Origin of the sequence: Clostridium sp. 001 (genome assembly GCF_019056555.1) — a bacterium.
Taxonomy (GTDB): domain Bacteria; phylum Bacillota; class Clostridia; order Clostridiales; family Clostridiaceae; genus Clostridium_B; species Clostridium_B ragsdalei.
The window spans coordinates 159,449-174,304 of the sequence record NZ_CP020473.1 but is presented as its reverse complement, the minus strand read 5'-3'; the positions used below and the strand labels follow the sequence as shown (position 1 = coordinate 174,304).

Genomic DNA, 14,856 nt, shown 5'->3' with positions numbered 1-14,856 from the left:
GAAATTAAACTTATTTATCAAATTTTACAATAAAATATTTAGAAAGGAAGTATACTATGTTTGAATGGAAAGATGAATATGCTTGTGGAATTAAGAGAATAGATGATGAGCACCAAAAGTTATTTGAAATAGGACAGTCCATATATGAGTTAGCTGTCAATGAAAATCATGTGGACTATTTTGGTGATATTTTAAATTTAATTGACGATTTAAAAGAGTATACTGTTTATCACTTTGAGGATGAAGAAAAGATTATGAAAATGTATGACTATCCAGGTTATTCGGAACAAAAACGAGTGCATGATAAATTTATAGAAAAAATAGAGAGCTTGGATTTAGATGAAATAGATGAAGATACACAAAAATCAATTTTGGATATTTTGGATTTTGTGTACAATTGGATATCAAGTCATATATTAGGCATGGATCTGAAGATAAAAGATTATTTTGATGAGTTAAAAGTAAGTAGGCTAAAAAATAGCAAATAAAAACATAGACGTAGTGAGAAAAGAGGAGAAATATACTTGAAGGAAATTGAAAAAATCTACTGCAGAAGAAAAAAACATTACGACCATCTTGTGAAAAGGCAAAGTTCTGCTGCAGTACGTATGAGTAGGTTACGTTTTTTAATATTTTTGCTAGGAATAATCTTTATAGTAGGTTTCTATATTAAAAACTATCACTATATGAGTTTAAGTATTTTCCTGGTTTCAGCTATATTGTTTGTACTTGCTGTAAGAATCCATGAAAAGTTAAAACAAAATACAGATTTTACAAAAAAACTAGTAAGAATAAATTGTAATTCGCTAAAAAGAATAGTTGGTGATTGGAAAGAATTTAACGAAAAAGGGGAAAGTTTTAAGGATGTAGAGCATAATTATTCCTGGGATCTTGATATATTTGGTGAAAACTCATTATTTCAATGTATTAATTGCTGTAATACTTATCTTGGAAAGGAAAACTTAAAAAATGTGCTGTCATCACCTTTAGGAAATTCTAAAGATATAGAAAAAAGACAAAGTGCAGTTTTGGAATTGTCCCATAAATTAAAGTGGAGACAGCATCTAGAGGCACAGAGTTCATCCATAGAAGATGATAGGGAGAGTGTTTCAAAGCTTAAAGAAATAGTTTCAACTGAGAATTCAATGTACAGAAATAAATACATTATAGGTGTATTTAAAATAATTCCTATTGTAACTATAATGCTTTTGCTTATGAGTTTTGTATTTCACTTTTTTAATAATTCTATAGGGTATGCAGCACTTGTAGTTCAAATAATTTTACTTTTACCAGGGGCTAAAAACAGATTTAGTACTTTAAACACGGTTTTCAATTTAAAAAGTAATATAAGATCTTATGAAAAAACCATATCCTTAATATGCAAAGAAGAATTTCAGTGTGATTACTTAAATGACTTAAAAAGTATGCTATTTAAAAAACAAAATGGAAAATTAAAAAATGCAGCAGAAGAAATATATAAACTAAAAAGGATATCAGAGAGCATATCTCAGCGCCAGAACATTGCCTATATAATACTTAATATATTTTTCCTTTGGGATTATCAGTGTATGTTTGCCTTTGAAAAGTGGAGGGAACAAAATGGCAGTGAGCTTTATGGATGGATTGAAACTGTTGGAAAATTTGAAATGTTGAGTAGTCTTGCAGTTATAGCATTTGACCATTCAAGTTGGACAATGCCTGAAATTTTGGATAAATCCTTAGTCTTAAAAGCAGATTCCATGGCACATCCTCTTTTAGGGGATAAGGCAGTTTGTAATAATCTAGATTTGGGCAAAAATTCTAAAGTAGCACTTATCACAGGATCAAATATGTCGGGGAAAAGTACTTTTTTAAGAACAGCAGGTATAAATTTAGTACTTGCTTATTCGGGGGCACCGGTTCGTGCAAAATCATTTTGTTGTTCTATAATGAGTATTTACACCTGTATGCGAATAAGTGACAATTTAGAAAAAAATATATCTTCTTTTTATGGAGAAATTTTGAGAATAAAATCTATTGTAGAAGCTGCTAATAGAGGAGAAAATATTTTTTTCTTATTAGATGAAATATTTAAAGGTACTAATTCTATAGATAGGCACACTGGAGCCAAGATACTTATAAATGAATTGATGGACTCTAATACCTGTGGTATGGTATCAACTCATGATTTGGAATTATGTGATATAGAGAATGAAAGTAATGAAAGAGTAAAAAATTATCATTTTAGAGAATATTATAAAGATAATAAAATACAGTTTGATTATAAATTGCATAGAGGTGCATCGAAAACGAGAAATGCTCTGTATCTTATGAAAATGGCAGGAATTAATGTACCTGACAATTAATCTGATATATTTTTTGCATATTCAATAATATTTTTACAAAATGTACTTTAGAGTATAAAATCTATTGACTAACTTAAAGTTTTAGTTCATAATATATTAATATAAGTGAATAACTGAGGTAGAGGTGCAGAATTTAAGAGTAGAGTTGAGGAGTTAAGCACTATGATACAGCTTGAAAGGAAATTTTGCCGAAGTTATTTAGCAAATGCTTTAATGCTAAGTAATTGGGTTTACATAAAATATATGTAAAACTGTCACAAGGTTAATTTGTGGAGAGCTATCATTCGTTATAGGATTAATATGTCTTTATATAACCTTGAGTGTACTCTCAAGGTTATTTTTATGATCACCTTATGTCCGTCTTAGTTATATCACTTATCGGAAATTAAAAACCGATAAGGGGGGAAAAAAATGCAGAGTGTTGCAGAACAAAAACAAGAGGGGACCTATGAACTTAAAAGAGGGCTTAAAGCCAGACATTTAAATATGATTGCTTTGGGTGGAGCTATAGGAACAGGGTTATTTTTAGCTCTAGGAGCTACGATTAAACAGGCAGGTCCTGGAGGAGCACTTGTGGCTTATGGCTGTATAGGAGTTATGGTTTATTTTTTAATGACAAGTTTAGGAGAAATGGCAACGTACATGCCTGATTCAGGTTCCTTTAGTACATATGCCACTAAGTTTGTAGATCCTGCACTGGGGTTTGCACTTGGATGGAACTATTGGTACAATTGGGCTATAACTGTTGCAACAGAAATGGTAGCAGGGGCCTTGATAATGAAATTTTGGTTTCCAGGTGTACCATCTATTATATGGAGTATATGTTTTTTAGTACTTATAGTTGGACTTAATTTATTGTCTGCAAAAGCTTATGGAGAATCAGAATTTTGGTTTGCAGGTATTAAGGTCTTTACAGTTATCGTATTCTTAATTGTAGGTGTGGCAACTATTTGTGGAATATTTAATGGAAAACCTGTAGGATTTAAAAACTTTACAGTAGGAGATGCACCTTTTGTAGGTGGTTTTAAATCTATATTTTTAGTTTTCTTAATTGCAGGATTTTCTTTTCAAGGTACAGAGCTTATAGGTATAGCAGCAGGAGAAAGTGAAAATCCAGAAAAAACTATACCAAAGGCAATTAATGCTGTATTTTGGAGAATAATATTATTTTATATAGGTACAATATTTGTAGTAGGAGCTCTTATACCTTATATGAATGCAGGAGTTGATACAAGTCCTTTTACGATGGTATTTCAAAAGGCAGGTATAGCAGGGGCAGCTTCTCTTATGAATGCAGTTGTTTTAACCTCAGTTCTATCTGCAGGAAATTCTGGAATGTATGCTTCAACAAGAATGTTATATTCTATGGCTAAAGAAAAAAATGCACCTGCATGTTTTGCAAAAGTTAATTCAAGGGGAGTACCAGTAAATTCACTTATACTTACTACTATAGTGGCATCTGCTTGTTTTTTAACTGGATTTTATGCAGAAACTACAGTGTATGTATGGCTGGTAGCAGCTTCAGGACTAGCAGGATTTGTAGCATGGGTTGGAATAGCACTTTGCCATTATCGCTTTAGAAAGGCATATGTTTTTCAAAAACGTGATTTTAGTAAATTAAAATATAAAGCTAAATTATTTCCACTGGGTCCGATTATAGCACTTGTACTTTGCATTGTGGTTATCTTGGGTCAAGGTATTACTTATTTTGGAGAAGCTAAAATAGATTGGGGTGGAGTTATTTCTTCATATATAGGACTGCCTTTATTCTTAGGTCTATGGATATGGTATAAAAAAAGGCATAGTACAAAAGTTATTAAATTAGAGGATGTAGATTTTAATAGTATTGAAAAAGAAGTAGAAAATATGAAGTAATATTTTGGCAAAAAGTTTCTAGGGAGTTTACTTTCCTAGGAACTTTTTTATGTTTTATAGATTAGACTATTATAGATAATTTATGGTAGAATTAGAAGAGCAATGATGAAAAAAATCATGTTCTTGTCTAGTATTGTATTTTTAAATTAAAATTAAATCTGCTAAAATATTTAGCTAAGCTTAAGGCTTTATCAATAAGGGGGGGGTAATAGTATTTATAAAAAGGTATTTACAAATGTTATCCTTATATTGTTTACTGCATTACTTTTAAAAGTTATGGCTGTAACTTTTTATTACAATACCAATTCTCTTTCTCTTAAATATTCGTCTAATATAAGAATTAATAAATTAAATGATATAAGTTACAAAAGAAAAGACAATATACCAAAAAAAGTTAATAATACTGTAATGCAAAATGAACCTATAGTAATAGCTCATCGTGGAGCAAATAGATTTGCTCCTGAAAATTCCATTCCTGCTATTGATATTGCAGGTAAAATGGGATATTGGGGAGTAGAATTAGATGTATGCTCTTCCTCCTATGGTGTTTTATATTTACTCCATGATCCTACACTTAATAGAACAACTAATGGAAGGGGACCAATAACAAAAAAGTCGTCAGACGAAATAGATGAGCTTAAGATTGATAAGGGGGCAAATATAGCTCAATATCCTAATTTAAAAGTACCTCGATTTGAGGAAGCATTGACGGAATGTTCTAAATACAATCTCGTACCAATATTTGAAATTAAATTTCTAAGTAGAAGAAATAGAGATATTAATACATTTTTAGATATTATCCATGAATATGGTTACGAAAAAAAAGTCATTGTTCATTCATTTAATTATCAAGCTTTGGAATATTTAAAAAGTAAGGATAATCAGATTCGTATAATGCCAATTATAAATCCAAATAGCAGACTCCATGGTTATATGTATGCGAAGTCTATAGGGGCTGTAGCTTTAGATTCCAGATATGATTTTCTTACTAAGAAAATTGTACAATTGGCTCATAAAGATGGGTTAAAGGTATTTTGTTGGACAATTGATAGAAGACAAGATTTTAAAAGAGCTGCTAAAATGGGGGTAGATTATATATATTCTGATACCATTTATCCAACTAAGAAAGAAGTAAAATTAAGAAAAAATCCTGTATAGGTATTAAAGTGAAATTAAAAATTGAGAATTAAAAATTAGTAGTTATGGATGATTCCCTTCCGTTAACACTACAGAAGATCTAAAATATAGTGCTATTGCAGCTTTACTTCAATAAGATTTAAATTTAAGATTTTTTAAATTACAATGGGCATTGCTTGAGACCCTTTGTATGAAAGATTATTAGTCCTAAGGAGTTTACTAACTTAAAAATCAACTTATACGTAGGAACATTTTTACAATAATGAAGCTTTTTTAAAATTTTTTTCTTAGCCTTATCAAAATATTTAATTGAACTGAATGTTGTAAAAAATATTTGGAGTATAAGTTGATTTTTTTGTTCGAAACTCTATAAATCATTGACATTACTTAAATAAGACATGAATTAAATCAATAGCTGTTTTATTACAAACACTGTAATTAACTTCAAGTCCATTTCTAGTTCCTTCTATAATTTTTGCTGTCCTTAATTTTTGTAAGTGTTGTGATAAAGTTGACTGAGGAATTTTAAGGCAATTTTGCATGTGTGTAACATTACAGCAGCCCTTATCTAATAGCCCTCTGACTATACATAGTCTAATAGGATGTGCCAGTACCTTAAGAAGTTCAGCAGTATCGGCATACTCTTTATAATTATTGTCCATAGTTCTACCTCGCTATATTTCTATATTTAAATCTTTACATTTATATATTATGATATACAAATATAAACGTCAATATATAATAATTATAAAAGATTTATTAAATTTTAAAATAGTAAAATATAATTATGTAATATATAATATAGGCAAAACTAATTAGTGTACAAGCAAGTACACTAGATATGTGAAGGAGATTAACTATGAATTATGATAAGATCGATAAAAGTGCTATAAAATCATGGATTATTGGAAGAACAGTAATTAGTGTTATATTTATAGCTTTATATGTGCTATGTGTGAATTTATTCTTAATGCCAAGAATTGAAGATATGAAAGTACTAAAATGTGGTTTAAATCTTTTAACTGCAATAATAATATTTGTTTCAATTTTGGATAGTTTTATATGGCCCTTTTTAGAGTATAAACAGTGGAAATACGGAATATTTGAAGATAAAATTGAACTTATAGAAGGCATAATCATAAGAAAAAGAACAATAATTCCAGTTTCTAGAATCCAGAATTTAAAAATAGAACAAGGACCAATTGAAAGAATGTGCAAAATAGCTTCTGTAAATATAATAACTGCAGGGGGTACACATAAAATCCCTGCTATAGCTGTGGAAGATGCTGAAAAAGTCGCAAATAACCTTAAAAATGTTATAGAATTGGGTGATAAAATTGGATAGGGTAGAGAGAAATCATTTCTTTAAATTATTTTATAGTTTAGGCACAATATTAAAAGAAATGATAGGAATTATTTTTGCATCAGGATTCTTGATTAAGTGGATTGGATTTAGATTGGGAATTTTAATTGCAGTAATTTTATTAATACTACTTCTAGCATATGAGATTATAGAATGGAGAAAAAACATTTTTATAATAAGAGAAAAGTATATTTATCACAAAGAAGGGGTCTTTAGCGTAAAAAAAATAGAAGTTCCTTTAGAAAAAATCAATACAGTTGACATTTCAACAAATTTTTTTGAACAAATTTTTAATGCAGCAACTATAAAAATTGATACAGGAGATGCAAAGGATCATGGAAATGAATTGAAATTCACTTTAAATAGAGGTAGGGCTGAGGAGCTTAGAAATATACTGCTTAAAGAAAATACGAATACACTTAAAAATAAATATGAACAGGAATCTTATAGTTTAGGTTCAAAAGAATTATTTATATATTCTATTATTTCTAATTCACTGTTTAAGGGACTAGCTATATTGCTTGCTATACAGCAATTTTTTGAGGAACGTGTTAAAAGATTACTTAAACTTAATATTGATATATCTAAATATTTTAGAGGGTTTAATTATACAACTTTTTATGAAAAAATTTATACAATCGCAATTATAGTTTGTATTATATTATTTGTAAGTTTATGTTTGTCTATTATATATAATTTTATAAAATATTATAATTTTAGAATGTGGGCTGATAATAATAAAATTTGCATAAATTATGGAGCCTTAAATAAGAAAAATTATAGTTTCGATAGAGAAAAGATTAAAGGGATACATCTTAAACAGACTATTTTAATGCAGGTTTTTGGCTATTTTACTATAGAAATAGAAAGTATTGGATACGGAGATGAAAAAGGAGAAAAAGCTATACTATATCCCATATGTAATAGCCAATTGAAAGATAAAATATTAAAAGATTTACTTGATGAATTTTTATATGAAGATAATTTTAATAAACCTCTTAGTAATGTATATTTTGGCTTTTTTTATAAGAAAATTGTATTTTGGGTAATTGTAACTTGCATGATTGCATTTATAAAACCAAGCTTTATTTTATTTAGCATAGCCATGTTTATAATATTATTTATTATAGGACATATGGAATTTAAAAATACGGCATTGGGGATAAATAGAAGTTTAGTTTGCATATGTCATAATAGTTTTAATAAAACTCAATCTGTTTTAAAGATGTCGACTATACAATCTATTACTTCATCATATAATTATTTTCAGCACAATAAGAGAGTTTGCAATTACAAGTTTATTTTATATAGTTCTAATTATGGTAAAGAATTAAAGGTTAAAAATTTAAAAGATAATGCTGTTGAGAAATTTTTTAGATAAGGAAAGACAGCTACACTTAGAATGATTGCAGGCTTTGAAAAACTCAATGGAGTTTATTATGTAATAGTTAATGGACATGTAGTAGTTGAGTATGGTAAAATTAAAAAAGATATTTTGCCTTGAATGGTAATTAGAATGAATTAAATTATAAAGAGCATACCGTTTTTTAATTAGGCTATGCTCTTTATAACATTATATAGAGCATAATTACAACTATAGTAGACAAATAGGATAAAATAGATATAAAATATAAAATATAGTATTTAAATGACTATAAAGTTATAATTTATATTGGAGGTTTTATAATGGCAATTTTAGTTTGCGGTGGAGCCGGATACATAGGCAGTCATATGATTGCGGAGTTATTGGAAAATAAAAAAGAAGTTATCGTATTAGATAATTTTGAAAAAGGACATAGATCTGCAATTTTAGGTGGAAAGGTATATGAGGGAGATTTAAGAGATGATAATATACTTGACAGAGTATTTGGAGAAAATGAAATTGAAGCTGTAATAGATTTTGCTGCTTATTCTCTTGTAGGGGAAAGTGTAGATGAACCTCTTAAATACTTTGATAATAATGTAGGTGGAACTTTAAATTTGCTTAAAGCAATGAGAAAGCATAATGTAAAGTATATTGTATTTTCATCAACCGCAGCTACTTATGGGGAACCAAAAAGTATACCAATTTTAGAAAATGCAGTTACATATCCTACCAATCCCTATGGAGAATCAAAGCTTACAGTGGAGAAAGTTTTGAAGTGGAGTGATAGGGCATATGGTATAAAGTATGCTGCGCTGAGATATTTTAATGCAGCTGGAGCACATATAAATGGGGTTATAGGAGAAGATCACAGACCTGAAACTCATTTAATTCCAATAATACTTCAAGTAGCTTTAAAAAAGAGAGATAAAATATTCATATTTGGGGATGATTACAATACAGAAGACGGTACCTGTGTTAGAGATTACGTTCATGTAACTGATTTAGCTAATGCTCATCTTTTATCACTGGATAAAATTATGAAAGATAATGAAAGTAAGATTTATAATTTAGGTAATGGAAAAGGATTTTCTGTAAAAGAAGTAATTGAAGTTTCAAGAAAAGTAACTGGAGAAAAAATAGAGGCTGAAATTGCACCTAGGAGGCAAGGAGATCCAGCAGTACTTGTGGCTTCTTCTAAGAAAGCCCAGGATGAACTTGGATGGAAGCCAAAGTATAATTCTTTGGAGAACATTATTGGAACTGCCTGGAATTGGCATAAGAATCATGTAACTGGATATGAAAAGTAATAGAATGTAAACAGGAGAGGAGTTGAATATTGTTAAATAACCATAAAGTTATTTAACATAAAGTTATGGATTATAAAGAAATAATAGCAGAAAGAATTAAAGAAAATGTAGATTTAGAATTGGATTTTATAAAAGGTTTAATAGAGATACCTCCAAAGCCTGAGATGGGAGATTATGCCTTTCCATGTTTTCAATTGGCAAAAACATTAAGAAAATCTCCAAATATGATTGCAGAAGAATTAAAAAGTAAATTAGGCAAAGAATATTTTGAAAAAGTTGAAAATCTAGGACCTTATTTAAACTTTTTTGTAGATAAAGCAGCTTTTACAAAAGATACCTTGGAGAAGGTATTAAAAGAAGGAGAAAATTACGGAAAATCTGAGCTAGGTAAAGGAAAAAATATAGTTGTAGAGTTTTCGTCACCTAACATTGCAAAGCCATTTCACGTAGGACATCTTTTTAGTACATCTGTTGGAAATGCGTTGTATAAAATGATAATTTCTCAAGGGTATAACTGTACCAGAATAAATCATTTGGGAGATTGGGGAACTCAGTTTGGAAAACTCATATCTGCTTATAAAAGATGGTGTGATGAAGATTCCCTACATAAAGATCCAATAAAAGAGCTTTTAAGGATATATGTTAAATTTCATGAAGAAGCTGAAAAAGATCCTTCACTCAATGAAGAAGGTAGAATGTATTTTAAAAAATTGGAAGATGGATGTGAGGAAGAAGTTACTCTCTGGAAAAAGTTTAAGGATTTAAGCCTTAGAGAATTTAAGAAGATATACGATCTTTTAAATGTGAATTTTGATTTCTATACAGGAGAAAGTTTTTATTCAGATAAAATGGATGCCGTTGTAGAGGAAATAGACAAAAAAGGGCTTTTAGTAGAGAGTAATGGAGCAAGAGTTGTAATGCTGGATGATTATAACATACCTCCTTGTATTGTAAAAAAATCTGATGGAGCTACTATATATGCAACACGTGATTTGGCTGCAGCTATATATAGAAAGAAAACCTATGATTTTGATAAATGCATATATGTAGTAGGGCTTGACCAGTCACTTCACTTTAAACAGGTATTTACTACACTTAAATTAATGGGAAATGATTGGGCAGATTCATGTACACATGTAGGTTTTGGTCTTGTAAGATTTGCAGATAAAAAACTTTCTACAAGAAAGGGAGATGTAATATTTTTAGAGGATTTATTAAATAGATCTATAGAAAGAACCCTTGAAATAATAAATGAAAAAAATCCTGAACTTGAAAATAAGGAAGAAGTTGCAAAAAAGATAGGAATAGGTGCTGTTATATTCACTTATTTAAAAAACAACAGAGAAAGAGATATAGTATTTGACTGGAATGAAATGCTAAGCTTTGAAGGAGAAACTGGTCCTTATGTACAATATAGCTATGCTAGAGGAAAAAGTATATTAAGAAAAGCTCCTGCCTGTATAAGTGAAAACGTAGATTACAGCAAATTAAGTAGTAAAGAGGAATTTGAACTTGTAAAAATACTTCATGGTTTTAATAAGGCAGTATTAAGTGCTATAAATAAGTTGGAACCATTTATAGTAACTAGATATGTAATAGATGCAGCTAAAGCTTTTAATAAGTTTTACAATGCACACAGCATTATAAATGCTGAAGATGAAGGTGTGAAGTCAGCTAGGATTCAGCTTGTAAAGGCTTCCTGCCAGGTAATAAAAAATGGCTTGAATTTACTTGGAATAGATGTAGTAGAAAAGATGTAAAAATAGCATTTGTATTTTGAATTCAATTCTACAGCAGAATGGAGATGGAGAAGTTACTTAGTAACTAGGTTATGGAAATCAAAGAGTATAAACAGCGTATAAATATTTCACAAGATATATTTTTAAGTTGTAATATGGATGATGTAGCATATTTTGATATAGAGACAACAGGATTTGACAGAGAACATGACAACATAATACTTATATCTTTTGGGAGATTCTTAAGCAGGGATGACTTTGAAATGAAACAGTATTTTTCGGATGTTTTAGAAGATGAAAGAGAAGTTATATATAATTTTGGATTAGATGTAAAAAAATATAGCAGCTGGTGTTCCTATAATGGAATAGCATTTGATGAGCCTTTTATAAAAGAAAGGGCTCATCAAAACAACATGTGTTTTAAAGCTCCTGGACATCACATAGATTTGTACAGGCTTATAAGACCATACTATAAACAACTTGGAATGGAAAGATGTAATTTAAAGACTGTAGAAAAACATGTGGGAATAGACCGAAAAGATAAAATAGATGGTGGAATTAGTGTAGATCTGTATAAAGAATTTCTAGAAAGTAAAAATGAAAACATAAAGAAAACTATAATGCTGCACAATTATGAAGATGTTTTAAATTTACCCAAAATACATGAATTTGCTTGCAAAATTAAAAATAATAATTTGCTTGTAAGGGAAGATTGTATTACAGAGAAACAGTTAAAATATTTAAAAATACTTTTGAAAAAGAATAATATACAACTAGATGTTCAATTAGAAAAAGTATCTAAAAGAGCTGCTTCTCATGTTATAGACCATCTCCTAAAAGGTGAAAATGATTGTGATGAATTAGTAAATATAATAAATAATAGTTACTAATACTTTTAGTATAAAATTAAATTTTTAAAATATTTGTACTTTATATTGAAAAATAATTGTATAATTGAAATAAGGAGGGATAATAGTATGGTAGGAGAGATAATGCATTCTGATATTGTAAAATTGAAGAGAGAAGATAGTCTCCATAAGGCTCTAGATGTAATGTATGACCATAATATAAATGGAGCACCCGTAGTTGATGAAAACGGTAAACTAACAGGTATGATAGTAAAAGCAGATATATATAGGTTCTTAATGGAAGAAGGACATTATGATACATGCCCTGTTGACTGGGTTATGGCAAAGAATGTAGTTACAGCTAAAAGTGACGAGGACATTTTAGCTGTTGCAAAAAGGCTGAGGGAAAAGAACATAGTATCTATTCCTGTAATCGATGATGAAAATACGGTTAAGGGAATTATATCCATCGAAGATATAGTGGATTATATTATAAAAAAGTTCTGATATTTATCCGATGACTACCTGCTCTAATACTCCCGCTTTTCCAAGTGGGAGTAAAGAGCAGCTACGTCCCTGGATAACGATTTCTAAGCATCAGATGGAGTTAAAACTCCATCTGATGCTTAGAAATCTGTTTATATCAGAACTTTTTTATATTATTACAATCTTTTGTATGATAGGGACATTTTGAACCAGCACAGGATCCGCAATCACATTTACCTTTGGCTTTATTTTTAATATTTCTATAAAGTATATACAAGGCTGTCCCTGCAATAATTATTGTTACTATAATTTCTAACAATTAAAACGCCTCCATTACTTAAATATAAGTGAAGCTATATTAAATACGGTAAAAGAAGATATCCATGCTAGTAAGAGTTGATATGTTACGGAAAATACTGCCATTTTGTTCCCGTATTCTTTTTTCATGGTTGCTATTGCAGATATACAAGGGGTATATAGTAATACAAAAACTAAGAATGCATAAGCGGAAATAGGGGAAAATTGACTTTGAAGAGAAGTGATTAAATTTCCACCATATACAATACTCATAGTACTTAATACAATTTCTTTTGCGGTGATACCTGTAATAAGTGATACTGAACTTTGCCAGGTGCCAAATCCCATTGGTGAAAATATAGGACTTATTAGTTTACCGATAGAAGATAGAATACTTTTATCCATGGATACCATACCAGATAAATTGAAGTTAGTCAAAAACCAGATTAAAACCGACATGGAAAATATTATGGTACCTGCTTTTTTTAAGAATCCCTTAGCTTTTTCCCAGGTGTGAAATAACAAACTTTTTAATTCAGGAATATTGTATTCAGGAAGTTCTATTATAAAAGGTTCTTCGTCTTTTTTAAATAAGGTATTTTTAAAAATGAGGCCAATTAAAAAGGCTATAAAGATTCCAAGAATGTATAAAGAAAATACTACAGTAGTTTTATTTTTAGTGAAAAAAGCTGATGCAAATAATGCATATATAGGTAACCTGGCGTTACATGACATTAAAGGTATAAGTAATGCTGTTAATTTTCTATCTTTTTCACTTTCAAGTGTTCTAGAAGTCATAATTGCAGGCACGGAGCAACCAAAACCTACTATAAGTGGTATAAAAGCTTTTCCAGACAACCCCATTTTTCTCATAAGTTTGTCCATTATAAAAGCCCCTCTTGCCATGTATCCACTGTCTTCCAGAAAAGATACTCCTAAAAATAAACAGAATATAACGGGGAAAAATACAACTACAGATCCTACACCAGATAGAATACCATCTACTAAAAGAGAACTAAACCAGTTACTTGTTCCTGCTAAGAGTATCTTTAGATCCGGTTTTAAGAAGCTTTCTAAAAAATTGTCAAAAATATCTGCAGTAGGTTGACCTACCCAGCTAAAAGTAAATTTGAAAATCAATATTAAGCATATTAAAAATATTGGATAAGCTAAAAATCTATTTAAGACTACTTTGTCTATTTTTTCAGTAGTTGAAGTAATATTTTTTTTTGTTTCCTTAACACATTTGTTTAAAATATTATTTATATAGGAATAGGCTGCTTTTTCATTTTCAAAGATAAATTTGCTATTATCTGTTTCCTTTAAAAAGTTACCACTTTTAAGAATTTCAAGAAGGTTGTCTATACCTTTTCCTTTAGCTGCTACAATTGGAACCACTGTTACTCCTAGTTCTTTAGAAAGTGCTGAAAAATCTATTTTTAATCCTTTAGATTCTGCTGCATCCATCATATTCAAAACTAATATAATAGGTTTATTAAATTGTTTCAATTGAGTTGTAAGATATAGATTCCTATTCAGATTTGATGAATCTACAATATTTATTATTACGCTTGGATTTCCTGTAAGTAAAAATTCTTTGGATACTTTTTCTTCATTAGAATATGTGTCCATGGCATATATCCCGGGCAAATCTACAATTTTTATAAAATTATCTACGTAACCTTCTTTTTTTTCAACGGTTACTCCAGCCCAGTTTCCAACATATTGATTTGAACCAGTTAGATGATTAAATAAAGAAGTTTTACCTACGTTTGGGTTGCCAAGTAAAGCTGCTACGATCATATTACTCCTCCCGTCTATAACTTCATTATTAATAATTTTACGCAGGGACATTTACTGATATATTTTGTGCATCCTTTTTACGTATAGCTAAATTGAAACCCCTTAAGTTTATAACTATAGGATCCCCTAAAGGAGCACAATTTTTTAATAATACTTCAGTTCCTTCTATGCATCCAAGAGCAAGAAGTCTTTTAACTAATTTTTCATTACCCCTTATACTTTTTATCATTCCAATTTCACCTAGTTTTAAATCGCAAATACTCATATAAAGCCACCTCCCAATTTGTTAA

At 29.6% G+C, this 14,856-nt stretch carries 14 protein-coding genes and 1 riboswitch; of the genes, 10 read left to right on the top strand and 4 right to left on the bottom strand.

The genetic code is table 11. The annotated features are described in order from the left end of the window. Window positions 1-56 precede the first annotated feature (56 nt). The 4 genes from B5S50_RS00820 to B5S50_RS00805 all read left to right on the top strand — a co-directional run bounded on the left by B5S50_RS00820 (window position 57) and on the right by B5S50_RS00805 (window position 5,378). Complete coding sequence (locus tag B5S50_RS00820; RefSeq protein ID WP_065079237.1) at window positions 57-488, top strand: bacteriohemerythrin; 432 nt, start codon at window positions 57-59, stop codon at window positions 486-488. A 36-nt stretch (window positions 489-524) separates the two neighbouring features. Further along, window positions 525-2,345: a MutS family DNA mismatch repair protein gene (locus B5S50_RS00815; RefSeq protein WP_217302845.1), complete on the top strand. Its 1,821-nt coding sequence runs from the start codon at window positions 525-527 to the stop codon at window positions 2,343-2,345. A 111-nt stretch (window positions 2,346-2,456) separates the two neighbouring features. Then, window positions 2,457-2,633: riboswitch (Lysine riboswitch) on the top strand. Window positions 2,634-2,756: 123 nt separating this feature from the next. Next, window positions 2,757-4,220 carry an amino acid permease gene (locus B5S50_RS00810; RefSeq protein ID WP_065079235.1) on the top strand — a complete coding sequence of 488 codons (1,464 nt, stop codon included), beginning with the start codon at window positions 2,757-2,759 and terminating at the stop codon, window positions 4,218-4,220. A gap of 249 nt (window positions 4,221-4,469) precedes the next feature. Further along, window positions 4,470-5,378 (top strand): glycerophosphodiester phosphodiesterase family protein, encoded by a 909-nt coding sequence (locus tag B5S50_RS00805; RefSeq protein ID WP_254306657.1) that lies wholly within the window; start codon window positions 4,470-4,472, stop codon window positions 5,376-5,378. 362 nt (window positions 5,379-5,740) lie between these two features. Here B5S50_RS00805 and B5S50_RS00800 read toward each other — a convergent pair whose 3' ends face one another. Beyond that, the gene (locus B5S50_RS00800; protein WP_065079234.1) at window positions 5,741-6,019 is read right to left on the bottom strand and encodes a helix-turn-helix transcriptional regulator; all 279 of its coding nucleotides are present in this window, start codon (window positions 6,017-6,019) and stop codon (window positions 5,741-5,743) included. A gap of 197 nt (window positions 6,020-6,216) precedes the next feature. Here B5S50_RS00800 and B5S50_RS00795 point away from each other — a divergent pair, with 197 nt between their 5' ends. The 6 genes from B5S50_RS00795 to B5S50_RS00770 all read left to right on the top strand — a co-directional run bounded on the left by B5S50_RS00795 (window position 6,217) and on the right by B5S50_RS00770 (window position 12,487). After that, a complete protein-coding gene (locus tag B5S50_RS00795; RefSeq protein WP_065079233.1) occupies window positions 6,217-6,702 on the top strand; it encodes a PH domain-containing protein in 486 nt (161 codons plus the stop codon). Beyond that, window positions 6,686-8,101, top strand: coding sequence for a PH domain-containing protein (locus tag B5S50_RS00790; RefSeq protein WP_254306656.1), 1,416 nt, complete (start codon window positions 6,686-6,688; stop codon window positions 8,099-8,101). The genes B5S50_RS00795 and B5S50_RS00790 overlap by 17 nt, the downstream gene beginning before the upstream one ends. A gap of 305 nt (window positions 8,102-8,406) precedes the next feature. After that, window positions 8,407-9,393 (top strand): UDP-glucose 4-epimerase GalE, encoded by a 987-nt coding sequence (gene galE / locus B5S50_RS00785; protein ID WP_065079231.1) that lies wholly within the window; start codon window positions 8,407-8,409, stop codon window positions 9,391-9,393. Window positions 9,394-9,458: 65 nt separating this feature from the next. Beyond that, window positions 9,459-11,153: an arginine--tRNA ligase gene (argS, locus tag B5S50_RS00780; protein ID WP_217302843.1), complete on the top strand. Its 1,695-nt coding sequence runs from the start codon at window positions 9,459-9,461 to the stop codon at window positions 11,151-11,153. Between the two features lie 71 nt (window positions 11,154-11,224). Continuing rightward, complete coding sequence (locus tag B5S50_RS00775) at window positions 11,225-12,022, top strand: ribonuclease H-like domain-containing protein (protein WP_217302842.1); 798 nt, start codon at window positions 11,225-11,227, stop codon at window positions 12,020-12,022. 87 nt (window positions 12,023-12,109) lie between these two features. Further along, entirely contained in the window at window positions 12,110-12,487 is a 378-nt protein-coding gene (locus B5S50_RS00770) for a CBS domain-containing protein (RefSeq protein WP_217302841.1), read from the top strand. 136 nt (window positions 12,488-12,623) lie between these two features. Here the strand turns inward: B5S50_RS00770 and B5S50_RS00765 are convergent, their stop codons facing one another. The 3 genes from B5S50_RS00765 to B5S50_RS00755 are packed head-to-tail and all read right to left on the bottom strand — an operon-like array spanning window position 12,624 to window position 14,831. Continuing rightward, entirely contained in the window at window positions 12,624-12,785 is a 162-nt protein-coding gene (locus B5S50_RS00765) for a FeoB-associated Cys-rich membrane protein (protein ID WP_082848338.1), read from the bottom strand. Window positions 12,786-12,799: 14 nt separating this feature from the next. Continuing rightward, window positions 12,800-14,566, bottom strand: coding sequence for a ferrous iron transport protein B (gene feoB, locus B5S50_RS00760; protein ID WP_217302840.1), 1,767 nt, complete (start codon window positions 14,564-14,566; stop codon window positions 12,800-12,802). 37 nt (window positions 14,567-14,603) lie between these two features. After that, window positions 14,604-14,831: a ferrous iron transport protein A gene (locus B5S50_RS00755; protein WP_217302839.1), complete on the bottom strand. Its 228-nt coding sequence runs from the start codon at window positions 14,829-14,831 to the stop codon at window positions 14,604-14,606. Between the last annotated feature and the right edge of the window lie 25 nt (window positions 14,832-14,856).

What these genes read in the sequence shown, in the direction of transcription:
- feoB (WP_217302840.1), bottom strand. Translation starts at nt 14,566, where the DNA reads ATGATCGTAGCAGCTTTACTTGGCAACCCAAACGTAGGTAAAACTTCT.
- argS (WP_217302843.1), top strand. Translation starts at nt 9,459, where the DNA reads ATGGATTATAAAGAAATAATAGCAGAAAGAATTAAAGAAAATGTAGAT.
- B5S50_RS00800 (WP_065079234.1), bottom strand. Translation starts at nt 6,019, where the DNA reads ATGGACAATAATTATAAAGAGTATGCCGATACTGCTGAACTTCTTAAG.
- B5S50_RS00795 (WP_065079233.1), top strand. Translation starts at nt 6,217, where the DNA reads ATGAATTATGATAAGATCGATAAAAGTGCTATAAAATCATGGATTATT.
- B5S50_RS00810 (WP_065079235.1), top strand. Translation starts at nt 2,757, where the DNA reads ATGCAGAGTGTTGCAGAACAAAAACAAGAGGGGACCTATGAACTTAAA.
- B5S50_RS00755 (WP_217302839.1), bottom strand. Translation starts at nt 14,831, where the DNA reads ATGAGTATTTGCGATTTAAAACTAGGTGAAATTGGAATGATAAAAAGT.
- galE (WP_065079231.1), top strand. Translation starts at nt 8,407, where the DNA reads ATGGCAATTTTAGTTTGCGGTGGAGCCGGATACATAGGCAGTCATATG.
- B5S50_RS00775 (WP_217302842.1), top strand. Translation starts at nt 11,225, where the DNA reads ATGGAAATCAAAGAGTATAAACAGCGTATAAATATTTCACAAGATATA.
- B5S50_RS00770 (WP_217302841.1), top strand. Translation starts at nt 12,110, where the DNA reads ATGGTAGGAGAGATAATGCATTCTGATATTGTAAAATTGAAGAGAGAA.
- B5S50_RS00820 (WP_065079237.1), top strand. Translation starts at nt 57, where the DNA reads ATGTTTGAATGGAAAGATGAATATGCTTGTGGAATTAAGAGAATAGAT.